Raw genomic sequence first — 23,575 nt, forward strand, 5'->3', positions numbered from 1 at the left:
TTTCCTTAATTTTTAGTAAAGGTTACAGTGATTTGTCCAGTCTGAGCTGTTAATTTCGATAAATCAACAGTCTGATTATCTACTGTCAAAGCAACACCTTTTACAACACCTAAGGTAATTGTTACAGGACTTTTAGTTGCAACTGTTGCTTCTGCACTTTTCTTCTCTGGCGATAAGGTTACACCGCCCTCAAGTTCGCTTTCTGAAACGCTGACCCAACTTGTAACATCTGAAACTGCCAATTGCAATTTAACTGTTTCCTTACTTGTCTTATAAGCGATTTCTACATGACTTCCTTCGCCTGATACACTTATAGCTGATTCTATACTAGAAGAACTGCTAGATGAACTACTACTTGAGGAGTGGGGAACAGAGCTAGTTGAACTTATTGAACTTGTTGATTGAATCACACTGTAATTAGAAAGAGAAGGCCCCTCTGGTTGAGTTTGAATATAGTTCCAAACATAATAGGTCACAAAAATTAAAATCGATAAAGCAAAAAGGATAAAATAAAATAAAGGTAAAAAGGATGTTTTTTTCTTCTTTTTCTTACTTGAACGTCTACGACCTGTCAACTCATCTTCATCAACATCTACTTCCTCATAAGTAATCATACTCCCAGAATCATAAGCATCCAAAACAATTTGATCATCTAACTCAACAGCCCATGCATATTTTTTCAAGAAAGAACGCGTGTAAAAAGGACTTGGAAGTTGATCGAAATCGTCTGCTTCCATTGCTTCCAACATATCTAACTGGATTTCTGTCTTTTTCTGCAATTCATCTAAACTCAATCCCTGATTGATTCTAGCTAATCGTAAAACCTCACCAATTGTTTTTTTCCTCATACTTGTCATCCCTTCTTTCTAGTGTCTATTATGATAGGTTACTACGATGGGAATATTGTAAAATCAACTATATCCCCTTCATCTATTAAGTGATGCCCTGCTTCAAGGACATCCTCTAAAGTAATTTCCTGTAAAATCTTTGGTAAATCAAAAATTGTCTCACCATATTCAAAAGCATCATATTGCGTTGCAATAAATTCAAGAGAGTTCATGCTACTGAAAAATTCTCCAAACATCTCTCTTTTTATAATATCTAAATGATCCTCTGTAATATCTAAATCCTTTGTAAAATTACGAATGGCCTTCCTAAATTGATGAGATAAAGCAACTGGCTCTTTCGTATCCATTGTCAACATAACAAAATGAAAACGACTTGTTACTTCAATTTCAAGAGATAAGGAAGCATCTATTTTACCTGACTCATATAACTTTTGAAAACGATCCGAAGTCCAACCAAACATCATTGCAAACAATAATTTTAATAAAACATGATGTCGATAGCAATCCGCCTCAGCAACTTCTCGATTACCTCTAATCCCAATCGCTAGTTTGGGAGAAGATACTTCCATTCTCATACTGTCTGTTTGCTTTACAGACTGTAAAACAAATTTTTCTCTTACTACTTCCTGAACATCTAAATCTTTCAATTCTTTTCTTTCAAAATAGTCCTGTACTTGCTCCACATCAAAATCACCAACTAAAAACAGATACATGTTTACAGGTTTGTAAAACTTTGTAAAATTTTCTTGCAATTTAGTTAGATTGATTTGGGAAATAGACTCCTCGATTCCAACTATATCCGTTGCTAAAGGTGTACCAGGATACAAATTCGCTAAGGTTGAAAAGAATAAACACGAATCTGGATCATCTTGATACATTTCTCGTTCTTGCTGAATAATATCCTGCTCTCTTAAAATGGAATCTTCAGAAAAATGTGCTGATGTTACCAATTCATCAAGTAACTCTAAATTTTCTAAAAAATGATCCGTTGCTGAAAAAAGATAACTTGTTTTTGTAAAGCTTGTAAAGGCATTACTATCTGCACCTAGACTCGTAAAAGCAGACATCAAATCGCTAGCATCTTCTCTCTCAAATAATTTATGTTCAAGAAAATGAGCAATTCCTCCAGGATATTCTTTTACATCTCCGTCAACTTCTGTGACAAGCGTATCTACCGAACCAAACTGTACAGTTACACTCCCGTAAACCTCTTTAAATTCCTTTTTAGGCAAAAGAGCAACTGTCAATCCATTGGCCAAACGAGTTCGATAAACCATTTCTTTTACAGCTGGATAGTATTTTTCTTCAAAAACAACCTTTGTCATTCTATTCCTTCCATAAAGTAAATCGCCTGTAGTTTCACATTATTAGCTGCTCTACAAATAGCATCTTTGTCAACTTGCTCGAGTTTTGCAATCCAACTTTTAAAGTCTGCTGAAGATTTTCCAAGTAAGGCATTTTGATAAGCACGTTCAATCAATGAACTTTGATTATCTTGAGAAAGTAACAGAGATCGACGAATCATTTCCTTGGTCTGCTCTAGCTCAAGCTCTGTAAAATATCCTTTTTTTAAATCAAGCAGTTGATTATTCATCATTTTACGAGCCTGATTACGATTTTCTCGATTGATACCAGCATACATCCTCAAGAATCCACTAAACAAATCGAGTTGACTTGAAATTGTATAAGCTAATCCAGCATTTTCACGGACATTTGTAAAGAGCTTAGAGTGAGCAAATCCACCAAGTAAACCATTCATTACAATCATGGGTAAATGTTGCTCATCACCATATTCAGAAGGGCAATGATAACCTAATTCCAAAATGGATTGTCCCACATTTTTCCGAACCATACCTTCCTGAAGGATATTGGAATAAGGTTGACAATACTGAACCTTCACATCTCCTTTTCGAGCTTTAAAGCCAAACGATTCTAATACATTTTGAATTTCAACCTCATTAAAATCTCCTAGGAAAAAGAAATCTATTCGATCATTGGACAAAAATTCTTGGAAACAAGAATAAGAACTTTGTGGAGTTTCAGCTAAAATACGATTTCGTAAATCACTATATTCCAATTGGAGACGTTCATCATGAAAAAATAATTTATCTAATTCTTTATGTGCAAAATAAAAAGAATCATCCATATCAGTTGCTAAACTTGCTAGCAATTGTTTTTTCTCAATTTCAAATAAGTCCGAATCAAACCCATTATCAAATACTACGGGTGAAAAAAGAGTTTCTTTTACAAGTTCCAAAACCTGAGAAGTTAGAACATTTTTCCTACTTAAAAACTCATCACGAACATAGGTAAATGTCAATTCTACAATATGACTTTGCCCTCTTCTGAAACAATTAGTTGACATATCTGTGCCGTATAGACTGGCTAAATGTCTCCTCAAATCTTGAGAAGTGGGGTACATCTGATTAGCAGTCTCTAGCATACTCGCACTCAACATGCGACCTGCAATCGTATCAAGGGATAATGGAGCGGTAAAACGCACGGCGATTTTGTTCGTTTTAAACTTTTTTGATTGGATAAAATGTGTTGAAATTCCATGCACTAACTCCATGATTTACCTCCTTATATACAGACTTCTATTATATCACGAAAACCTGAAATTTTCTTGTTCTCTGTAACACTTTTGAAATAAAAATCGCTTACATTTCTCCCTATTTCTCTCACTATTTTTAGGAAAATATGGTATAATACCAAAGATTGAGGTGAATTATGGAATACAAATTATTTGAAGAATTTATTACCCTCCAAGCACTACTCAAAGAACTTGGAATTACACATAGCGGAGGAGCTATCAAATCATTTCTCTCTGAACATTCTGTTTACTTTAATGGGGAATTAGAGAGTCGTCGCGGTAAAAAACTTCGTATTGGCGATAAAATTGACATCCCTGACATGAATATTGACATCTTGTTGACACGACCTACTTCTGAGGAGCAAGATGAATACCAAGCTTATAAAGTTGAAAAAGAACGAATCGCTAAACTCGTCAAAGAGATGAATAAGGGAGTAAAAAAAGACAAATCGAAACCTGCTTCATCACCAAAAAGCAAACAAGCTCCGCGATTCCCTGGTAGATAATCATGTGGCTACAACACCTATCTCTCAAGACTTTTCGTAACTATAAAGAGACGAAAATAGACTTTAATCCTAAATTAAATGTCTTTTTAGGACGCAATGCGCAAGGTAAAACAAATATGTTAGAGGCTATCTATTTTTTAGCCTTAACACGTAGTCATCGGACTCGAACAGATAAAAATCTCATTCATTTTGACGAGGAACAACTTCATCTTTCAGGTCTTGTTCAGAAACAAACGGGATCCATTCCTCTCGAAATCGAACTAACACAAAAAGGCCGTGTGACAAAAGTTAATCATTTAAAACAGGCACGCCTTTCAGATTATGTAGGACACATGAATGTTGTCTTATTTGCTCCTGAAGATTTACAACTAATTAAAGGAGCACCTTCGGTTCGACGAAAATTCATTGATATGGAACTTGGACAAATCAAGCCAATCTATTTATCTGACTTAACCAATTATAACCACATCCTAAAGCAAAGAAACACTTACCTAAAATCAGCTCAAAAAATAGATGAAACCTTCCTTTCAGTGTTGGATGATCAGCTAGTTGATTATGGATGTCGTGTAATGAATCACCGCTTAGATTTCATAAAAAAACTAGAATCATTTGGGCGTAAGAAACATTTTGAACTCTCTAATCAGATTGAAGAGTTGTCAATATTCTATCAATCTTCTGTAAAGCCAACTGACAAAGAAGACTTATCCGAATCTTTCAAAATTGCTTTAGAAAAAAGTAGATCCAGAGATTTATTTAAAAAGAATACTGGTGTTGGTCCTCATCGAGACGACATTTCTTTTTATATAAATGGGATGGATGCTAGTTTCGGAAGTCAAGGCCAACATCGTAGTCTCGTCCTTTCTATAAAATTAGCAGAAATCGAGTTAATGGAAAGTATTACTACAGAATCTCCAATATTACTGCTTGACGATGTCATGAGTGAACTTGACAACACTAGACAGTTAAAATTATTAGAAACGATTTCTCATTCAATCCAAACCTTTATCACAACAACAAGCTTAGATCATCTTCAAAATCTGCCAGAAAATCTAAGTATCTTCACTATTCAGGATGGTAAAGTTACTGTAAATGAAAATTGACAACTTTGTAAAAGAACTCCTGTTTTTACTGGAGTTCTTTTCATTGTTTTTTTACATAGAATAATTTGGTGCCTCATTAGTAATTTGTACATCATGAGGATGGCTCTCTTTCAAACCAGCACCAGACATTTCAATAAATTGAGCATTATCGTGTAGTTCTTTAAGGTTAGCTGCACCACAGTAACCCATACCAGAACGAATACCACCAATCATTTGGAAGACAATATCAGCTGCAGCACCTTTATAAGCAACACGACCTTCAATTCCTTCTGGAACGAGTTTGTTTGCTTCATTGACAGAACCTTGGAAGTAACGATCGCTTGAACCTTTCTTCATAGCAGCAATTGATCCCATACCACGGTAAGTCTTAAACTTACGTCCTTGGAAGATTTCAGTTTCGCCTGGAGCTTCATCAGTTCCAGCAAACATTGATCCAAGCATAACTGCATTTCCACCTGCAGCAAGGGCTTTTACAATATCTCCAGAATACTTGATTCCACCGTCAGCAATGATCGTTTTACCATATTCACGCGCAACAGCTGCAGCATCGTAGATAGCTGTTACTTGTGGAACACCAACACCAGCAATCACACGAGTAGTACAGATAGAACCTGGTCCAATACCAACCTTGACAACGTCTACACCTGCCTCATAAAGGGCACGCGCTCCCTCAGCAGTAGCAATATTTCCAGCAATCAAAGTACGATCTGGGAAGTGAGCACGAATCTCAGCAATTTTACGCAAGACACCTGCAGAATGACCATGTGCAGTATCAATAACAATCGCATCCGCTCCTGCCTCAAAAAGAGCCTCTGCACGTTCAAATGTATCTGAAGTAACACCTACTGCACCTGCAACTAGAAGACGACCAAACTCATCTTTAGCGGCATTTGGAAACTCAATAACTTTTTCAATATCTTTGATAGTAATCAAGCCAGAAAGGCGACCTTCTTCATCTACCAAAGGAAGCTTTTCAATACGGTGTTCCTGAAGAATACTCTCAGCTGTTGCAAGATCTGTACCCACAGGAGCAGTAACAAGATTTTCACTAGTCATATGGTTTGAGATTGGTTGGTTATAATCTGAAATAAAACGAAGATCTCGGTTTGTCAAAATACCAACCAATTTACGATTTTCAAGTGTTTCAACAACTGGAACACCACTGATGCGGTAACGACCCATAAGCTCATCTGCTTCAGCAATTGTATGTTCAGGTGTCAAGAAGAACGGATCAATAATAACTCCATTTTCAGAACGTTTTACCTTACGAACCTCGTCTGCTTGTTGAGCAATTGACATGTTTTTATGGATAACTCCGAGACCGCCTGCACGAGCAATAGCAATAGCCATTTGACTCTCTGTAACTGTGTCCATGGCAGCGGTAATAATTGGGATATTTAAAGTCAGATTATCTGCCAATTTAGTTGTTAAATCTGCATCGTTAGGCAACACATGACTTTCAGCTGGAATAAGCAATACATCATCAAAGGTAAAACCTTTTTTCAAAAATTTAGTGTCCCAATTAGACATTCGAAGTTTCCTCTTTTCTTTCTTTTTGAGCTTGACTCTTTTTATATTGTATCTATCATACCATTCTATAAAAATTTGTCAAATGTTACAGGGGTAAATAAAAAACTATCTTTTCTTCGAGATAGAAATGATAGTTTCTTGTAAAATAAACTTAGTTAAAGTAATGAAGTCCCATTGCTCCTTTAACCTCAGATAGGGTTTGACCTGCAACTTCACGCGCTCTTTCACTACCTTTTTGAAGCATATTATAAACTTCTCCCATATCCTTAGCAAATTCAATACGGCGCTCACGAATAGGACCAAGTTCACGTTCTAATATTTCAAGTAGATAACGCTTGGTCTTCACATCACCAAGACCACCTCGTTGATAATGTTCTTTCATGTCAGCAATTTCTTGAGTATCTTCTGGACGACCAAAAACATCTAGATAATGGAAAACCATATTTCCTTCAATTTTACCTGGATCCTCAACGCGGATATGATCTGGATCTGTATACATACTCATCACTTTTTTACGCAAAGTATCCGCATCATCAGCTAAATAAATACCGTTATTGAGTGATTTAGACATTTTAGCATTTCCATCTAAACCAGGTAAACGCCCTGCTCTCTCATTTTCTGGATAAATACCTTCCGGTTCCACCAAGACATCACAATTATATGCATTGTTAAAAGAACGAACAATCTCACGAGTTTGCTCAATCATTGGTTTCTGATCTGTCCCAACAGGAACATAATTGGCCTTGAAAGCTGTGATGTCAGCTGCTTGAGCTATTGGATAGACCAAGAATCCTGTCGGAATGCTTTCTCCAAATCCTTTCTGAGCAATTTCTGTCTTGACAGTTGGATTGCGCTCCAAACGTGCTAATGAAACCAGATTCATATAATACATAGACAACTCAGCCAACTCTGGAATCTGGCTTTGAATAAAGATAGTTGATTTACTTGGATCCAATCCAACTGCAAGATAATCCAAAGCCACATTTCCGATAGACTCTACAATGGTTTGAGGATCTTTGGCATGATCTGTCAAGGCTTGTTGGTCAGCCAAGAACACAAACATATCATACTTATCCTCTTCCTGGAATAATACTCGATTTTTGAGACTTCCAACATAATGTCCAATATGCAATTTTCCTGTTGGACGGTCTCCTGTTAAAATAATGGGTTTAGTCATTTTATTCTCCTTCGATATGGTCCCTTCAATTATAGCATTTTTTTAATGAAATAACCGCAATTTATCAAAATAAATCAACCTTGCTATTTACGGATTTGTGTAAAGTATGCTGTAAATGTAATTTACACAAAATTGACAGATAAAAATTTGAATATTTCCGTATTTTCTAGTAGAATAAATATATTACACATATAGGAGAAAAATATTGCTTACAGTATCTGATGTTTCACTACGTTTTAGTGATCGCAAACTTTTTGATGATGTCAATATCAAATTTACAGAAGGAAATACTTATGGATTAATCGGTGCTAATGGTGCCGGAAAATCAACCTTTTTAAAAATTTTAGCTGGAGATATCGAACCTACTACTGGTCACATCTCTCTTGGTCCAGATGAACGTCTCTCTGTTCTTCGTCAAAATCACTTTGACTATGAAGATGAACGTGCCATTGATGTTGTTATCATGGGAAATGAAAAACTTTATAGCATCATGAAGGAGAAAGATGCTATCTACATGAAAGAAGATTTCTCAGATGAGGATGGAGTGCGTGCTGCCGAACTCGAAGGAGAATTTGCCGAGCTTGGGGGCTGGGAAGCAGAAAGTGAAGCCTCTCAACTACTTCAAAACCTAAACATTCCAGAAGAATTACACTATCAAAACATGAGCGAATTGGCCAACGGTGAGAAAGTAAAAGTTCTCCTCGCCAAAGCACTTTTTGGTAAACCTGATGTTCTTCTCTTGGACGAGCCTACCAATGGTTTGGATATCCAATCAATTACATGGCTAGAAGACTTCTTGATTGATTTTGATAACACCGTTATCGTAGTATCCCACGACCGTCACTTCTTAAACAAAGTATGTACTCACATGGCCGACCTTGACTTCGGAAAAATCAAACTCTATGTCGGAAACTATGATTTCTGGAAGGAATCTTCTGAACTCGCTGCTAAATTGCTAGCAGACCGTAATGCCAAAGCAGAAGAAAAAATTAAACAATTGCAAGAATTCGTTGCTCGTTTCTCTGCTAATGCTTCCAAATCAAGACAAGCAACATCACGTAAGAAAATGCTTGATAAGATTGAACTTGAAGAAATTGTACCATCTAGTCGTAAATATCCATTTATCAACTTTAAAGCGGAACGTGAGATTGGTAATGATCTCTTGACAGTAGAAAATCTAACTGTAAAGATTGATGGTGAGACTATTTTAGATAATATCAGCTTTATCTTGCGTCCAGGTGATAAGACAGCGCTTATTGGACAAAATGACATCCAAACGACTGCATTAATTCGTGCAATCATGGGAGACATTGACTATGAAGGAACTGTCAAGTGGGGAGTGACCACTAGTCAATCTTACCTGCCAAAAGATAACTCAGCAGATTTTGCAGGAGGAGAGTCAATCCTTGACTGGTTGCGTCAATTCGCAAGTAAAGAAGAAGATGACAATACTTTCCTACGTGGCTTCCTCGGCCGTATGCTCTTCTCTGGAGATGAGGTTAACAAACCTGTAAATGTCTTGTCAGGAGGAGAAAAAGTTCGTGTCATGCTTTCAAAACTTATGCTCTTGAAATCAAATGTCCTTGTACTTGATGATCCAACCAATCACTTGGACTTGGAATCTATCTCAAGCTTGAATGATGGATTAAAAAACTTTAAAGAATCAATCATCTTTGCCAGCCATGACCACGAGTTTATTCAAACTCTAGCTAACCATATCATTGTCTTGTCTAAAAATGGCGTCATTGACCGTATCGATGAAACCTATGATGAATTCCTAGAAAATGCAGAAGTACAAGCAAAAGTTAAAGAACTTTGGAAAGACTAAATAAAACTTCAAAACTCAGTTGGGTTAACCAGCTGAGTTTTCTAACATTTTATGAGGTAACATGAAATTATTTTTTAAAACATATTGGACCTATTTTGTTTCCTTTATCATTCCCGTAATCATTATGACAGGAGTATATCTATCTCAAGGTATCTACTGGGATAGTGACACCTCTCCTCTATTGGGAGATGGCTTTCATCAATACGTTATTTTTGATGTAGCCTTACGAAATATCCTACATGGAAATGGTAGTCTGTTTTACACCTTTACAAGTGGCCTCGGATTGAATTTCTATGCCCTATCTAGTTATTACTTGGGTAGTTTCCTTTCACCACTAGTTTACTTTTTTGATCTAACTAATATGCCAGATGCTGTCTATCTGACAACTCTCTTAAAATTTGGATTGATTGGTCTGTCAACCTTCTTTAGTTTAAATAAATTATTTAAAAATATTCCGAAATCTTTAAAACTAGCTTTATCTACTTCCTATGCTCTGATGAGTTTCACAGTTAGTCAACTAGAGATAAAAACCTGGATAGATGTTTTTATCTTGATTCCTTTAATTATCACTGGTTTACACCTACTTATAACTGAAAAGAAACTCCTTTTGTACTTTACAAGTCTGTCAATCTTATTTATCCAAAATTATTATTTTGGCTATATGACAGTATTGTTTCTTATTTTCTGGTATCTCTGTCAAATTTCTTGGGACTTTAAAACTCGAAAATCATCTTTTCTTGATTTCATAATCACCTCCGTTTTAGCTGGTATGGCTAGTTTGATTCTGACTCTGCCTACTCTATTTGATTTACAGACACATGGGGAAAAATTAACTGAAATTACAAAGTTTCAAACTGAAAGTAGCTGGTATCTTGATCTCTTTGCTAAACAATTCATTGGTTCCTTTGACACAACAAAGTATGGGGCCATCCCAATGATTTTTGTTGGACTACTTCCCTTTATTTTGACCATTTTATTTTTTACGCTGAAATCTATTAAGTTTCACGTGAAACTTATCTATGCAATCTTCTTTGCATTTCTAATTGCAAGCTTTTATATTGAAGCTCTTGATTTATTTTGGCAAGGCATGCATACTCCAAACATGTTTTTACATCGCTATGCTTGGATTTTCTCCACCTTGTTAATTTACACAGCAGCAGAAGTCTTAAATCGTCTGAAAGAAATTAAAATCTGGAATTTTTTAGTTTCGCTTTTTCTTGTAGTAGCAGGATTTTTAGCTACCATCTATCTAAAATCACATTATTCTTTTTTAACAGATTTGAATATTCTGCTTACTCTTGAATTTTTAGTTGTCTATTCTCTTTTACTCCTTGCAGTTATCAAAAAATTTATCTCTGTAAATCTATTTGCCATTCTAATCTCTTTATTTATAATGGTTGAAATGAGTTTAAATGCTTCATCTCAAATAGACGGAATTGCTAAGGAATGGGGTTTTGCTTCTCGAAATGCATATAATCGAGATATCCCAGCTATGGAATCTTTCTCAACATATATTGGAAATCAATTTACTCGTACTGAAAAACTACAAACTCAGACAGGAAATGACAGTATGAAATTCAACTATAATGGAATCTCTCAATTTTCATCTGTTCGAAATCGTTCAGCAAGCTCTACTTTGGATAAACTTGGTTTTAAATCCTCTGGGACTAATCTAAATCTCCGTTATGCTAATAATAGTATTTTGGCTGATAGTTTATTTGGCATCCAGTACAATATATCAGAACCCCCTATTGATAAGTATGGTTTCCAAGATGTATATCAAAAAGATAATCTTACCCTATATGAAAATCAATTCTCTCTCCCGATTGCCTTTGCTAGTCAATCTGTTTACAATGATGTCAAGTTCAATGAACATACCTTGGATAATCAGGCCTCATTTTTAAATCAACTTGCTAACGTCGATTTTGATTATTTTTCTCCAATACCTTATGAAAAAACCGAAAATACTGATGATTTGATTAGTGTTACAAGTTCTTCAAATGAGGATGCAGAAATCCAGTATCAAATTGAAGTACCAGAAAACAGCCAAGTTTATCTTTCTTTCACAAATCTTCACTTTTCTAATGATAAACAAAAGAAGGTTGACATCCTTGTAAATGGTGAAAAAAAGACTTTTACAACTGATAATGTCTTCTCCTTCTTTAATCTAGGCTATACAAAAGAGAAAAAGACTTTCAATATCAATGTTAGTTTTCCTGGAAATTCACAAGTATCATTTGAATCTCCTACCTTCTATCGTTTAGATACCAAAACTTTCACCGAGGCAATTCAAAAAATTAAAGAACAGCCTGTAACAGTATCAACTTCTAAAAACAAGGTTTTTGCTACATATGATGTCAAACAAGATACGTCGATTTTCTTCACCATTCCTTATGACAAAGGTTGGTCTGCCTACCAAGATGGTAAGAAAATAGAAATTAAACAAGCTCAAACTGGCTTTATGAAAGTTGATGTTCCTAAGGGGAAAGGAACTATTACACTTTCCTTCATTCCCAATGGTTTTATTACTGGATCAATCTGTTCCTTTACTTCACTTTTACTATTTGGAATTTATAATCACAGAAGAAAGTCATCTAAGACCTAAAAAATCGACCAGTTAATCGGTCGATTTTTTTAATCTTCTTCCATTTTCTTAGGTTGATAGGCTAGCATACCTAAACCAGTAAATAGGGCTAATATCACAACAAGGAAAATGACTTGATGATGAATATTTCCTGTCATAGAAATTGTTTGTCGTAATCCCGAAACTGAATAACTCATTGGTAACCAAGGATTAATGGCTCTAAAGAAATCATTTGTCAAGGCAAGTGGATAAGTACCTGCACTTGATGCTAACTGTAATAAAAGCAAAATAAGAGAAAAGAAAGCTCCTATACGGCTATTCCATGTTGTTAAAGCGGTCACCATGGACATAAATACTAAACTTGTTAGGATAATGAGAATAAGTGTTCTCATCTCATGATTTGCAGTTAAACCAATAAGATGAACTCCTCCATATACCAAAACTCCTGCTAAAACAGCTATAATACCATTTATTTCAGCTCGAGATTTCAACCAAGCCCAACGGCTCTCTGGATGACGTCCTGAAGGCAACTTCGCAAAGATCATATTCGTTGATATTGCTGCAACAAAGAGAGCAACTGATATCATATAAGGAGCCATTGCAATTCCATTTACAGGAACTTGGTCATTGTCAGTTTTGGAGAGACTGAGAGGATTTGACAAAATCTCTGCATTTTTAGATTCTGTTGATGCTGACTTGAGTTGATCACTAGCATTACCTATTCCTTGTCCCAAAGAAGCAACTCCTGACTGTAAATCTTCCAATCCAGAAGTTAACTTTGTTCCACCTTCTGCTAGTTTCCCAGCTCCATCTGCCAATTTATTAGCTCCACTTTCTAATTGAGAAGCACCTGAAATTAACTGACTGGATTTGTCAGCTAGTTGGCTAGATCCTGACTGCAATTTATCAACTCCTGCTATCAATTCTTGACTCTTTCGATTCAATTGATTGGAGCCAGTTGATAATTTTTCAATACTAGACACTAATTTTGGAGTTTTTTCAACTAATTGACCAACTCCTGCTGTCAAGTTAGAAGATTTTTGTGTCAAGGTAGTTGATCCTGAAACTAATTGGTTCAAACTACCTGTCAAGGTGGTATTTTTTTCACTTAGTTGACTTGCGCCTTGAGAAACTTTATCAACACCTGTAGTATATGCATTTACACCTGATGCAATCGATTGACTAGCAGGAACTAATTTGCTAGTAACAGCTCCTTGTATCTCTGTTAATCCACTTGACAATCCTGTCAAAGAGGTAGAAGCAAGCGGTAATACTTGATTAGCTTGATTTTTTAATGTCGAAAGATTTGAAGATTGATTTTGTAAGTTTTCTAAACTTCCCTGTAAACCTTGTACTAAAGCTACAATTGACTGAGCCGATTGAATACTATCAGTCGAATTTTGAGATACAGAAGCTCTTATCTCAGCTTGTTGCTCACTTGTCAATGATTGATAAGCTGCTGTCGATTGAATATTTGCTAATGTAGTTGCTTTTTCAGACTGAGCACTTGCTAACATTTGATTAGAAAGAGATGCTATACTTGATAAAACAGAATCTAATTGTTTTGTATCTCCAACATCAATATTTTGAATAGCTTGATTTAACTGATTTAGACCTGAAGATAATTGATTAATTTGATCTTTTTTCCCAGACGAAGCATCTAACTTGCTAGAAAGTTGTTGAATCCCTTCACTTAATTTCCCCACCTCCATTCGAAGTGCAGCTGATTGACTAGATAACTGATTAGCACCTGTTGCAAGATTTCCCACTCCATTTGTATAAGCACTAACACCAGATGAAAATTGATTAAGACCAGCATTAAGCTGAGAAACACCGCCAGTATAGGACTCTACACCAGTATATAACTGATTGATTCCCCTTACTAATTCAGGACTTTTAGAAGATAATTGACCTAATCCGTTATCTAATTGACTCACTGCACCAGTATATGTAACTAAACCACTATTAAAATTCCCTAAGCCAAGATGAAGTTGTTCGACACCAGAAACATAAGAGGATAATCCTCTAGTAAACTGCTCCGTTCCATTTGAAAATGTTAAACTTGAAGCTGCTAAAGAGTGTAGGTTGGTAGTTAATGTTTGACTTCCTGCCACTAACTGATTCGCTCCATCAGTTAATTTTTCACTACCAGAAGCTGCTTGACTCATACCATCCTTTAAATCAATCATTTTGTTAAATAAGGCTTTAGTATAGGTCTCAGTTACATTTGTAGAAACATTCTGCTTCAATTGTGTCATCGCAGAATCGCTCATCTTGCTGGCAATAAAGCTATGACCACTTGAAGTCTGATAATCAATTTGCATTTGCTCTGGATGATCCGTTAAAATAGAAGCTGCTTTTTCAGATAAATCACTGGGTAAAGTCACTACCATATAGTAATCGCCATCTTCCAATCCCTTCTTTCCTTCATCTTCATCCACGAAATGAAAATCCAAGGTTTTATTTTCTTTTAAATTGGACACCATGTCTTTTCCTATTGCCATAGTATTACCATTATAGGAAGCCTCTTTATCATTATTGACAACTGCCACAGGTAAGTCAGACAATTGCCCATATGGATCCCACATTGATGACAAAAATATGATATTGTACAGAGCTGGAATAAGAGAAATCCCTATCATGACAATAATAAAGGTTGGTTTTTTAAAAATTGCTTTCCATTCTTTAAACATAGTTTCTCCTTTTTTAAACATATTGTCTAAAATTTTGATATAATAGATTATACAATAAAAAATCTAAATTACAAGATAAAAAATCCATTTTTAGACATATAGTCTAATTTGTTTACAAGGAGGAAATATGAAAGAAAGTAACAAACGCTTAAAAACAAAGCGAACTATTGAAAATGCTATGGTACAATTACTGATTGAACAGCCATTTGATCAAATTTCTACTGTCAAGTTAGCAGAAAAAGCCGGAATTAGTCGTTCCAGCTTCTATACTCACTATAAGGATAAGTATGATATGATTGAGCACTATCAAAGCAAGCTATTTCATACATTTGAATATATTTTTCAAAAACATGCTCATCACAAAAGAGATGCTATTTTAGAAGTCTTTGAATATCTAGAGTCAGAACCACTTCTGGCTGCCCTTCTTTCTGAAAATGGGACCAAAGAAATCCAAAATTTCTTAAGAAATAAACTTCATATCATGCTCAGTACAGATTTACAAAAGCAATTTATGCAACTGAATTTCAATACCACTGAATTAGAATATAGTAGCATCTATCTAACTCATGCACTTTTTGGTGTCTGTCAAACTTGGATTGCACATGGAAAAAAAGAAAGTCCTCAAGAAATAACAGACTTCCTTATGAAGATGCTTGGTGATACAAATTGATACAAAAAGAGGAACACAGTTGTGTTCCCTTTTATCTATACTCCGCCAGTAGGACTCGAACCTACGACATCATGATTAACAGTCATGCGCTACTACCAACTGAGCTATGGCGGATAAAATAGTCCGTACGGGATTCGAACCCGTGTTACCGCCGTGAAAAGGCGGTGTCTTAACCCCTTGACCAACGGACCTTCTATCTGTAGCAGATATAACCATTATATCAATTTCTTACTAATTGTCAATCACTTTTGAGATTTTTTCTCTAGAATATCTTTTAATTTTCTAATTTTTAATCTTGAAATAGGACAACGATGGTCTTCATAGAAAACAATTTCTAGATTTTTTCGATCAATTTCTCTAATATTGCCTATATTTACCAAAAATGACTTATGAGGAGAATAAAATCGCTGAGTATGTTTGTCCTTTTCCTGAATATCTGTCATTGTTCCATAGAACTCTTTTGCAAAATTCTTACCAATAATGCGTAATTTATGAGAGACACCTGTCGTTTCAATATACAAAATATCATGGTAAGGAATTTTTAAATCATTTCCCTTGTAATTGTAATCAAAATAATCTACAACATCTTCATTTTCAAGTAACATACTCTTCGTGTAGAAAATATTTTGCTCAATTCTCTTCTTAAACATCTCATCATTGATATCCTTATCAACAAAATCTAGGGCTGATACCTGGTATTTATAGGTTAGAGTCGCAAACTCTGATCGACTGGTGATAAAGACGATAATAGCGTAGGGATTGTAATGACGAATGAGCTGAGCAACCTCAAATCCTTTTTTCTCAATTCCATGAATATCGATATCTAGGAAATAAAGCTGATTTACTTCATCATTTTCAATGTATTCTTCAAATTCACGGACTTTTCCTGTTGTCTTGTATGATATTGGAATATTCGATTCTATCGAAATTTCATCCAATATTCTTTCTAGTCTCACTTGATGTTCAATAACATCCTCTAAAATTAAAACTTTCATTCAAATTCCCTCTTAAATCTAATAATTTGTCTAAATGTACTGCCTTCCATCTCTGTTTCTAAAATGATGTTGTTGTACTTATCTAGTAGTTCTTTCACATTATTTAATCCGACTCCGCGATTTCTTCCCTTAGTGGAGAATCCTAAAGCAAATAGATCTCCTGAAGGAGTCATCGTCATTTTACATGAATTCTGAATCACAATAACTGTTTCAGTTTCCATCTTAATAACTGCTACTTCCATCTGCTTTTTATAACTATCAGCCGATCCTTCGACAGCATTATTCAATAAAACGCTCATGATACGAACCAAATCCAATAGTTCAATTGGGAGCTTGGTAATCGTATCTTTTACTTCCAGTGTAAACTCTACACCATTATTTCGAGCATAGACAATTGACTGTGCAACCAAACTTCGTAAAGCTGAATCTTCTATATTGTTCAAATCAAAGTAAGTATACTTATCTGAACGCAGTTTATGATTTGCTTTGACCAAAACTTCATTGTAAATTCTGTCAATTTCCTGTAAATCACCACTGTCAATTGCCATCTGCATACTGACAAGCATCCCAGCATAATCATGTCGAAAACCACGGATTTCATTATACAAGCCAACAATTTCATCTGTATAATTCTGTAAATGTTTCTGTTCAAATTTCTTCTGCTTCAAAGCAATCTCTTTCTCCATTTGTTCTTTATGCGAATTCATTGCAAAAAAGGTCAAAAGTAGAGAAATAAAGACAATAGATGATAAAATACTTCCAAAACTATTCAAATGTTTAATCGTACTTACCATATCTGAAACGAAAGATACAATATGGAGCAGTAGTAAAGCAAAAAATACTTTTTTCAAGAAATGATAAAGGTAATCTTTGTCAAAATAGTTCAGTTCCAAATGGAAGTAACGAATGATTGTTACGATAACGATATAAGTCAACACCGTTACAGCGAAAAAGAATAAGCCATAATATTGTAAAACAAAATTGTCTCCTGTTATAGAGGAGAAAGTTACGGACAGAAAGTTATGAGTGCTCTCATATAAAAGAGATAGTAGTAAACTTAGGAATAGTCCTCTATCCCTCTCATACTGTTTAATCCATCGAAAATAGAAATATAATCCCAAAGGAAATAAAAATCTTGCAATCCCTAACCCATCTAAATATAGGAGGTAAAAAGGAAGTTCAAGTACTGCTTCTACTAGTAATGTATAGATACCAAAAACATATAGTTCCTTTGCTTTTATTTGACCTTTACAAATTAAACGGTAACTATGACTAATAATAAAAAAATATAATATAAAATCTACTACTAAGAAAAAATTCATTCTGACACTTCCTTATCTTCTTTTAAAGAAATTAAGTAAACTATTACTTGTTTTTCTTATTTCCCCACCTTTAATCTTTTGCAAGTCTTTTTCCTTCAAGGCTACAAACTGTTCCAATTTAACTGTATTTTTCATAATAAAATCTCCTCAATGTTTTTTCTTGTAAGCTAACTTACAAAAACTATTATACAAAATGGAATTTCGTTTTATATAAAATTCTCTCAACTGTCATTTTTTTTCCTCAAGTGTACTTTTTTAAGAAAAAAGCCGGGAAAATTCCCAGCTTTGTTACTATATTGATCCCAGCAGGATTCGAACCTGCGACCGTTCGCTTAGAAGGCGAATGCTCTATCCAGCTGAGCTATGAGACCTAACACAATTATTCTACCAAAAATTCAATTAAAAGTCAATTTTCTATTTATGATAGGGGGAGCCTTGCTGAATCGTAAAAGCGCGATAAATTTGTTCAGCAAGAACTAGTCTCATTAACTGATGGGGCAAGGTTAAGCGACCAAAACTGACAGAAAGATTAGCTCTCTTTTTTACAGCTGATGATAATCCTAAACTCCCTCCAATAATAAAGGTAAGAGTAGAAAATCCTTTTATAGGAGCTTCTTCTAACTGCTTACTAAATTCTTCTGAGGAGAAAGTTCTCCCTTCGATAGCCAACACAATAACGAAATCACGGTCACCAACTTTTGATAAAATTCTCTGACCTTCTATTTCTAAAATCTTTTGATTTTCTGACTCACTGGCCTTATCTGGTGTTTTTTCATCTGCTAGCTCTATCATTTCAAGCTTAGCAAATCGAGAAATTCGTTTTGAATACTCTGTAATACCATCTTTTAAATACTTTTCTTTCAGTTTCCCAACTGTTACAACTTTAATTTTCATGACTCTATTCTAACATATTCTCTATTTTTTCACATCTTATTCACAAAACAAAAGGTTAAATTTCACCTAGAAAATCACAGATTTTTAAAAGTTATCCACAATTTGTGAAAAACTTTTGTGTTTAAGTTATAATTAAGCTAGTCAGTTTATACTTTCAGTAATTTCAAACAAATGGAGGCAAATATGAAACATCTAAAAACATTTTACAAAAAATGGTTTCAATTATTAATCGTTATCGTCATTAGCTTTATTAGTGGAGCCTTGGGTAGTTTTTCAATAACTCAACTAACTCAAAAAAGTGGTGTAAGTAGCTCTAACAACAATAGTACTATTACACAAACTGCCTATAAGAACGAAAATTCAACAACACAGGCTGTTAACAAAGTAAAAGATGCTGTTGTTTCAGTTATTACTTATTCAGCAAACAGACAAAATAGCGTATTTGGTAATGATGATACTGACACAGATTCTCAGCAAATCTCTAGTGAAGGATCTGGAGTTATTTATAAAAAGAATAATAAAGAAGCTTACATCGTCACCAACAATCACGTTATAAATGGCGCCAGCAAAGTAGATATTCGTTTGTCAGATGGAACTAAAGTACCTGGAGAAATTGTCGGAGCTGATACTTTCTCTGATATTGCTGTCGTCAAAATATCTTCAGAAAAAGTGACAACAGTAGCTGAGTTTGGTGATTCTAGCAAGTTAACCGTAGGAGAAACTGCCATTGCCATCGGTAGCCCATTAGGTTCTGAATATGCTAATACTGTCACTCAGGGTATTGTATCTAGTCTCAATCGAAATGTATCTTTAAAATCTGAAGATGGACAAGCCATTTCTACAAAAGCCATCCAAACTGATACTGCTATTAACCCAGGTAACTCTGGTGGCCCACTGATCAATATTCAAGGGCAGGTTATCGGAATTACCTCAAGTAAAATTGCCACAAATGGAGGAACATCTGTAGAAGGTCTTGGTTTTGCAATCCCTGCAAATGATGCTATCAATATTATTGAACAGTTGGAAAAGAACGGAAAAGTGACTCGTCCAGCTTTGGGAATTCAAATGGTCAATCTCTCAAATATTAATACAAGTGATATTAGAAGACTGAATATTCCAAGTAATGTAACATCTGGTGTAGTTGTTCGTTCTGTGCAGAGCAATATGCCTGCCAATGATCACCTTGAAAAATACGATGTGATTACAAAAGTAGATGATAAAGAGATTGCTTCATCAACAGACTTACAAAGTGCTCTTTACAATCATTCTATCGGAGATACCATTAAAATAACTTACTATCGTAACGGTAAAGAAGAAACTACATCTATTAAACTTGACAAGAGTTCAGGTGATTTAGAATCTTAATTGACATCTATGTAAAGAAAGCTTTACATAAGAGAAAAGATGTGTTAGTGTAGAATCATGGAAAAATTTGAAATGATTTCTATCACAGATATACAAAAAAATCCCTATCAACCTCGAAAAGAATTTGATGGAGAAAAACTAGATGAACTAGCACAGTCTATCAAAGAAAATGGGGTCATTCAACCGATTATTGTTCGTCAATCTCCTGTTATTGGTTATGAAATCCTTGCAGGAGAGAGACGCTATCGGGCTTCACTTTTAGCTGGTCTAACGTCTATCCCAGCTGTTGTTAAACAGCTTTCAGATCAAGAGATGATGGTCCAGTCCATCATTGAAAATTTGCAAAGAGAAAATTTAAATCCAATAGAAGAAGCACGCGCCTATGAATCTCTTGTAGAGAAAGGATTTACCCATGCTGAAATTGCAGATAAAATGGGCAAGTCTCGTCCATATATCAGCAACTCCATTCGTTTGCTTTCCTTGCCAGATGCTATCCTCTCAGAAGTAGAAAATGGCAAACTATCACAAGCTCATGCGCGTTCTCTAGTTGGGTTGAATAAGGAACAACAAGACTATTTCTTTCAACGAATTATAGAAGAAGACATTTCTGTAAGGAAGTTAGAAGCTCTTCTGACAGAGAAAAAACAAAAGAAACTGCAAAAAAATGATCATTTCATACAAAATGAAGAAGAACAGTTAAAAAAACTACTCGGATTAGATGTAGAAATCAAAATGTCTAAAAAAGATAATGGAAAAATCATTATTTCTTTTTCAAATCAAGAAGAATACAGTAGAATTATCAACAGCCTGAAATAAGGCTGTTCTTTTATTTTTTTATCTCACAAGGTTATCCACTATTTTTTTCAATAAAAAGCTTAATAAATCAATAGCTTCTGTTTTTATCCCCAACCTGTGGATAAAACTTGGCCACATTGTGGATTATTTTTCACAGCTTGTGGAAAATTCTTTTTCTCTATGGTAAAATAGGTCTAGTATTAAACTTTTAAATAGTAAAGGAGGAGAAAGGATTGAAAGAAAAACAATTTTGGAATCGTATATTAGAATTTGCTCAAGAAAGACTGACTCGATCCATGTATGATTTCTATGCTATTCAAGCTGAACTCATCAAGGTAGAGGACAATGTTGCCACTATATTTTTACCACGATCTGAAATGGAAATGGTCTGGGAAAAACAACTAAAAGATATTATTGTAGTTGCTGGATTTGAAATTTATGATGCTGAAATAACTCCCCACTATATTTTCACTAAACCTCAAGATACGACTATCTCACAAGTTGAAGAAGCTACAAATTCAACTCTTTATGACTATAGTCCAAAGTTAGCATCTATTCCTTATTCGGATACTGGGTTAAAAGAAAAGTATACCTTTGATAATTTTATTCAAGGAGATGGAAATGTTTGGGCAGTATCAGCCGCTTTGGCTGTCTCTGAAGATTTAGCTCTGACCTATAACCCTCTTTTTATCTATGGAGGACCTGGTCTTGGTAAGACTCACCTGTTAAACGCTATTGGAAATGAAATTCTAAAAAATATTCCAAATGCGCGTGTCAAATACATACCTGCTGAAAGCTTTATTAATGACTTTCTTGATCACTTAAGGCTTGGGGAAATGGAAAAATTTAAAAAAACCTATCGTAGTCTTGATCTTTTGTTAATCGATGATATCCAGTCACTCAGCGGAAAAAAAGTTGCAACTCAAGAAGAATTTTTCAATACTTTTAATGCCCTTCATGACAAGCAAAAACAGATTGTCCTAACCAGTGATCGTAGTCCAAAACATCTAGAAGGTCTCGAGGAGAGGCTTGTCACGCGCTTTAGTTGGGGATTGACACAAACTATCACACCCCCTGACTTTGAAACACGTATTGCCATTTTACAAAGTAAAACAGAACATTTAGGCTACAATTTCCAAAGTGATACTCTAGAATACCTAGCTGGGCAATTTGATTCAAATGTTCGAGATCTTGAGGGAGCCATCAACGACATCACTTTAATTGCCCGAGTAAAAAAAATCAAGGATATCACTATTGATATTGCTGCAGAAGCCATTAGAGCTCGCAAACAAGATGTTAGCCAAATGCTCGTCATCCCAATTGATAAAATCCAAAATGAAGTCGGTAACTTTTATGGTGTCAGCGTCAAAGAAATGAAGGGAAGCAGACGCCTTCAAAATATCGTTTTGGCCCGTCAAGTAGCCATGTATTTATCTAGAGAACTAACAGATAATAGTCTTCCAAAAATTGGGAAGGAATTTGGTGGAAAAGATCATACAACAGTCATTCATGCCCATGCAAAAATTAAATCTTTGATTGATGAAGACGATAATTTACGTTTAGAAATTGAATCAATCAAAAAGAAAATAAAATAACTTGTGGATAACTTTCGCTTTTTTATCTTTTTTATCCACATTTTTTAAACAAGCCAAAAAACTTGATATGACTTGTTTAAAGTCTGTTTTCCACAGATTTCACAGACTCTATTATTACTATTATCCTTCTAATACTAAAAATAAATAAAGGAGAATCCATGATTCATTTTTCAATTAATAAAAATTTATTTCTACAAGCCTTAAATACAACTAAAAGAGCTATTAGTTCTAAAAATGCCATTCCTATTTTATCAACTGTCAAAATTGACGTGACCAATGAAGGTGTTACTTTAATTGGTTCAAATGGTCAAATTTCAATTGAAAATTTTATTTCTCAAAAAAATGAAGATGCTGGTCTATTAATTACTTCTTTAGGTTCGATCCTTCTTGAAGCTTCTTTCTTTATCAATGTGGTATCTAGTCTACCTGATGTGATTCTTGATTTTAAAGAAATTGAACAAAATCAAATTGTTTTAACCAGCGGCAAATCAGAAATTACCTTAAAAGGAAAAGATAGCGAACAGTATCCACGAATCCAAGAAATTTCAGCAAGCACTCCTTTGGTTCTTGAAACAAAATTACTCAAGAAAATTATCAATGAAACAGCTTTTGCTGCAAGTACACAAGAGAGTCGTCCAATTTTGACAGGTGTTCATTTTGTATTGAGTCAACACAAGGAGCTAAAAACAGTGGCAACAGACTCTCATCGTCTAAGCCAGAAAAAATTAACGCTTGAAAAAAATAGTGATGATTTTGATGTCGTGATTCCTAGCCGTTCTCTACGCGAATTTTCAGCAGTATTTACAGACGATATTGAAACTGTAGAGATTTTCTTTGCCAATAACCAAATCCTCTTTAGAAGCGAAAATATTAGCTTCTATACTCGTTTGTTAGAAGGTAACTATCCTGATACAGATCGTTTGATTCCAACAGACTTTAACACTACAATTACTTTTGATGTGGTAAACTTACGCCAGTCAATGGAACGTGCTCGTCTTTTATCAAGTGCGACTCAAAATGGTACTGTGAAACTTGAAATTAAAAATGGGATTGTTAGCGCCCATGTTCACTCTCCAGAAG

At 34.8% G+C, this 23,575-nt stretch carries 19 protein-coding genes and 3 tRNA genes; 9 read left to right on the forward strand and 13 right to left on the reverse strand.

All coding sequences use genetic code 11. The annotated features are described in order from the left end of the window. Nucleotides 1-5 precede the first annotated feature (5 nt). The 3 genes from rodZ to yfmF are packed head-to-tail and all read right to left on the reverse strand — an operon-like array spanning nucleotide 6 to nucleotide 3,420. Nucleotides 6-848, reverse strand: coding sequence for a cytoskeleton protein RodZ (rodZ, locus tag SK608_RS10165; RefSeq protein WP_033678783.1), 843 nt, complete (start codon nucleotides 846-848; stop codon nucleotides 6-8). A gap of 41 nt (nucleotides 849-889) precedes the next feature. Continuing rightward, nucleotides 890-2,173: an EF-P 5-aminopentanol modification-associated protein YfmH gene (gene yfmH, locus SK608_RS10170; protein ID WP_033678785.1), complete on the reverse strand. Its 1,284-nt coding sequence runs from the start codon at nucleotides 2,171-2,173 to the stop codon at nucleotides 890-892. Beyond that, nucleotides 2,170-3,420, reverse strand: a complete 1,251-nt coding sequence (gene yfmF, locus SK608_RS10175) for an EF-P 5-aminopentanol modification-associated protein YfmF (protein WP_033678787.1) — start codon at nucleotides 3,418-3,420, stop codon at nucleotides 2,170-2,172. The genes yfmH and yfmF overlap by 4 nt, the downstream gene beginning before the upstream one ends. A 158-nt stretch (nucleotides 3,421-3,578) precedes the next feature. On the opposite strand from yfmF, the gene yaaA reads away from it, so the two are divergent. Beyond that, the gene (gene yaaA / locus SK608_RS10180; protein ID WP_033678789.1) at nucleotides 3,579-3,947 is read left to right on the forward strand and encodes a S4 domain-containing protein YaaA; all 369 of its coding nucleotides are present in this window, start codon (nucleotides 3,579-3,581) and stop codon (nucleotides 3,945-3,947) included. Nucleotides 3,948-3,949: 2 nt separating this feature from the next. Next, complete coding sequence (gene recF, locus SK608_RS10185; RefSeq protein WP_033678791.1) at nucleotides 3,950-5,047, forward strand: DNA replication/repair protein RecF; 1,098 nt, start codon at nucleotides 3,950-3,952, stop codon at nucleotides 5,045-5,047. A gap of 51 nt (nucleotides 5,048-5,098) precedes the next feature. Here recF and guaB read toward each other — a convergent pair whose 3' ends face one another. Beyond that, nucleotides 5,099-6,577 carry an IMP dehydrogenase gene (gene guaB, locus SK608_RS10190; RefSeq protein ID WP_000073418.1) on the reverse strand — a complete coding sequence of 493 codons (1,479 nt, stop codon included), beginning with the start codon at nucleotides 6,575-6,577 and terminating at the stop codon, nucleotides 5,099-5,101. A 151-nt stretch (nucleotides 6,578-6,728) separates the two neighbouring features. Next, nucleotides 6,729-7,754 (reverse strand): tryptophan--tRNA ligase, encoded by a 1,026-nt coding sequence (gene trpS / locus SK608_RS10195; RefSeq protein ID WP_033678793.1) that lies wholly within the window; start codon nucleotides 7,752-7,754, stop codon nucleotides 6,729-6,731. A 205-nt stretch (nucleotides 7,755-7,959) separates the two neighbouring features. Here trpS and SK608_RS10200 point away from each other — a divergent pair, with 205 nt between their 5' ends. Next, nucleotides 7,960-9,582 carry an ATP-binding cassette domain-containing protein gene (locus SK608_RS10200; RefSeq protein ID WP_000958772.1) on the forward strand — a complete coding sequence of 541 codons (1,623 nt, stop codon included), beginning with the start codon at nucleotides 7,960-7,962 and terminating at the stop codon, nucleotides 9,580-9,582. A gap of 61 nt (nucleotides 9,583-9,643) precedes the next feature. Further along, nucleotides 9,644-12,187, forward strand: coding sequence for a YfhO family protein (locus SK608_RS10205; protein WP_033678794.1), 2,544 nt, complete (start codon nucleotides 9,644-9,646; stop codon nucleotides 12,185-12,187). Between the two features lie 29 nt (nucleotides 12,188-12,216). Here the strand turns inward: SK608_RS10205 and SK608_RS10210 are convergent, their stop codons facing one another. Then, nucleotides 12,217-14,859 (reverse strand): YhgE/Pip domain-containing protein, encoded by a 2,643-nt coding sequence (locus SK608_RS10210; protein WP_033678795.1) that lies wholly within the window; start codon nucleotides 14,857-14,859, stop codon nucleotides 12,217-12,219. Between the two features lie 127 nt (nucleotides 14,860-14,986). Between SK608_RS10210 and SK608_RS10215 the strand changes: the two genes are divergently transcribed. Continuing rightward, nucleotides 14,987-15,529 carry a TetR/AcrR family transcriptional regulator gene (locus SK608_RS10215; RefSeq protein ID WP_000665087.1) on the forward strand — a complete coding sequence of 181 codons (543 nt, stop codon included), beginning with the start codon at nucleotides 14,987-14,989 and terminating at the stop codon, nucleotides 15,527-15,529. 40 nt (nucleotides 15,530-15,569) lie between these two features. Here SK608_RS10215 and SK608_RS10220 read toward each other — a convergent pair. The 7 genes from SK608_RS10220 to rlmH form a co-directional block, all read right to left on the reverse strand. After that, nucleotides 15,570-15,643 (reverse strand) — tRNA-Asn (locus tag SK608_RS10220). 5 nt (nucleotides 15,644-15,648) lie between these two features. After that, a tRNA-Glu gene (locus SK608_RS10225) sits at nucleotides 15,649-15,720 on the reverse strand. 51 nt (nucleotides 15,721-15,771) lie between these two features. Next, nucleotides 15,772-16,524: a competence system response regulator transcription factor ComE gene (gene comE, locus SK608_RS10230; protein ID WP_000866057.1), complete on the reverse strand. Its 753-nt coding sequence runs from the start codon at nucleotides 16,522-16,524 to the stop codon at nucleotides 15,772-15,774. Then, entirely contained in the window at nucleotides 16,521-17,846 is a 1,326-nt protein-coding gene (gene comD, locus SK608_RS10235; RefSeq protein WP_033678797.1) for a competence system sensor histidine kinase ComD, read from the reverse strand. Before comD ends, comE begins: the two co-directional genes overlap by 4 nt. Nucleotides 17,847-17,858: 12 nt before the next feature. Next, nucleotides 17,859-17,981, reverse strand: coding sequence for a competence-stimulating peptide ComC (comC, locus tag SK608_RS10240; RefSeq protein WP_033678798.1), 123 nt, complete (start codon nucleotides 17,979-17,981; stop codon nucleotides 17,859-17,861). A 162-nt stretch (nucleotides 17,982-18,143) separates the two neighbouring features. Further along, nucleotides 18,144-18,217: transfer RNA gene (locus SK608_RS10245), tRNA-Arg, on the reverse strand. A gap of 43 nt (nucleotides 18,218-18,260) precedes the next feature. Further along, complete coding sequence (gene rlmH, locus SK608_RS10250; protein ID WP_033678800.1) at nucleotides 18,261-18,740, reverse strand: 23S rRNA (pseudouridine(1915)-N(3))-methyltransferase RlmH; 480 nt, start codon at nucleotides 18,738-18,740, stop codon at nucleotides 18,261-18,263. A gap of 183 nt (nucleotides 18,741-18,923) precedes the next feature. On the opposite strand from rlmH, the gene htrA reads away from it, so the two are divergent. From htrA to dnaN, 4 genes are all read left to right on the forward strand, one after another. Continuing rightward, nucleotides 18,924-20,105 (forward strand): serine protease HtrA, encoded by a 1,182-nt coding sequence (gene htrA, locus SK608_RS10255; protein ID WP_033678802.1) that lies wholly within the window; start codon nucleotides 18,924-18,926, stop codon nucleotides 20,103-20,105. A gap of 57 nt (nucleotides 20,106-20,162) precedes the next feature. After that, nucleotides 20,163-20,921, forward strand: coding sequence for a ParB/RepB/Spo0J family partition protein (locus SK608_RS10260; protein ID WP_033678804.1), 759 nt, complete (start codon nucleotides 20,163-20,165; stop codon nucleotides 20,919-20,921). Between the two features lie 212 nt (nucleotides 20,922-21,133). Beyond that, entirely contained in the window at nucleotides 21,134-22,495 is a 1,362-nt protein-coding gene (gene dnaA / locus SK608_RS10265; RefSeq protein WP_033678806.1) for a chromosomal replication initiator protein DnaA, read from the forward strand. A gap of 158 nt (nucleotides 22,496-22,653) precedes the next feature. Then, nucleotides 22,654-23,575: DNA polymerase III subunit beta (gene dnaN, locus SK608_RS10270; protein ID WP_033678808.1), on the forward strand; the 922-nt coding region annotated here is incomplete at its 3' end.

This window comes from Streptococcus mitis subsp. hohhotensis (assembly GCF_000722775.1).
Classification (GTDB): domain Bacteria; phylum Bacillota; class Bacilli; order Lactobacillales; family Streptococcaceae; genus Streptococcus; species Streptococcus carlssonii.

Excerpts from the sequence above, each read along its gene's own strand:
- rodZ (WP_033678783.1), bottom strand. The coding sequence starts at position 848 with ATGAGGAAAAAAACAATTGGTGAGGTTTTACGATTAGCTAGAATCAAT.
- yfmH (WP_033678785.1), bottom strand. The coding sequence starts at position 2,173 with ATGACAAAGGTTGTTTTTGAAGAAAAATACTATCCAGCTGTAAAAGAA.
- yfmF (WP_033678787.1), bottom strand. The coding sequence starts at position 3,420 with ATGGAGTTAGTGCATGGAATTTCAACACATTTTATCCAATCAAAAAAG.
- yaaA (WP_033678789.1), top strand. The coding sequence starts at position 3,579 with ATGGAATACAAATTATTTGAAGAATTTATTACCCTCCAAGCACTACTC.
- recF (WP_033678791.1), top strand. The coding sequence starts at position 3,950 with ATGTGGCTACAACACCTATCTCTCAAGACTTTTCGTAACTATAAAGAG.
- guaB (WP_000073418.1), bottom strand. The coding sequence starts at position 6,577 with ATGTCTAATTGGGACACTAAATTTTTGAAAAAAGGTTTTACCTTTGAT.
- trpS (WP_033678793.1), bottom strand. The coding sequence starts at position 7,754 with ATGACTAAACCCATTATTTTAACAGGAGACCGTCCAACAGGAAAATTG.
- SK608_RS10205 (WP_033678794.1), top strand. The coding sequence starts at position 9,644 with ATGAAATTATTTTTTAAAACATATTGGACCTATTTTGTTTCCTTTATC.
- SK608_RS10210 (WP_033678795.1), bottom strand. The coding sequence starts at position 14,859 with ATGTTTAAAGAATGGAAAGCAATTTTTAAAAAACCAACCTTTATTATT.
- SK608_RS10215 (WP_000665087.1), top strand. The coding sequence starts at position 14,987 with ATGAAAGAAAGTAACAAACGCTTAAAAACAAAGCGAACTATTGAAAAT.
- comE (WP_000866057.1), bottom strand. The coding sequence starts at position 16,524 with ATGAAAGTTTTAATTTTAGAGGATGTTATTGAACATCAAGTGAGACTA.
- comD (WP_033678797.1), bottom strand. The coding sequence starts at position 17,846 with ATGAATTTTTTCTTAGTAGTAGATTTTATATTATATTTTTTTATTATT.
- comC (WP_033678798.1), bottom strand. The coding sequence starts at position 17,981 with ATGAAAAATACAGTTAAATTGGAACAGTTTGTAGCCTTGAAGGAAAAA.
- rlmH (WP_033678800.1), bottom strand. The coding sequence starts at position 18,740 with ATGAAAATTAAAGTTGTAACAGTTGGGAAACTGAAAGAAAAGTATTTA.
- htrA (WP_033678802.1), top strand. The coding sequence starts at position 18,924 with ATGAAACATCTAAAAACATTTTACAAAAAATGGTTTCAATTATTAATC.
- SK608_RS10260 (WP_033678804.1), top strand. The coding sequence starts at position 20,163 with ATGGAAAAATTTGAAATGATTTCTATCACAGATATACAAAAAAATCCC.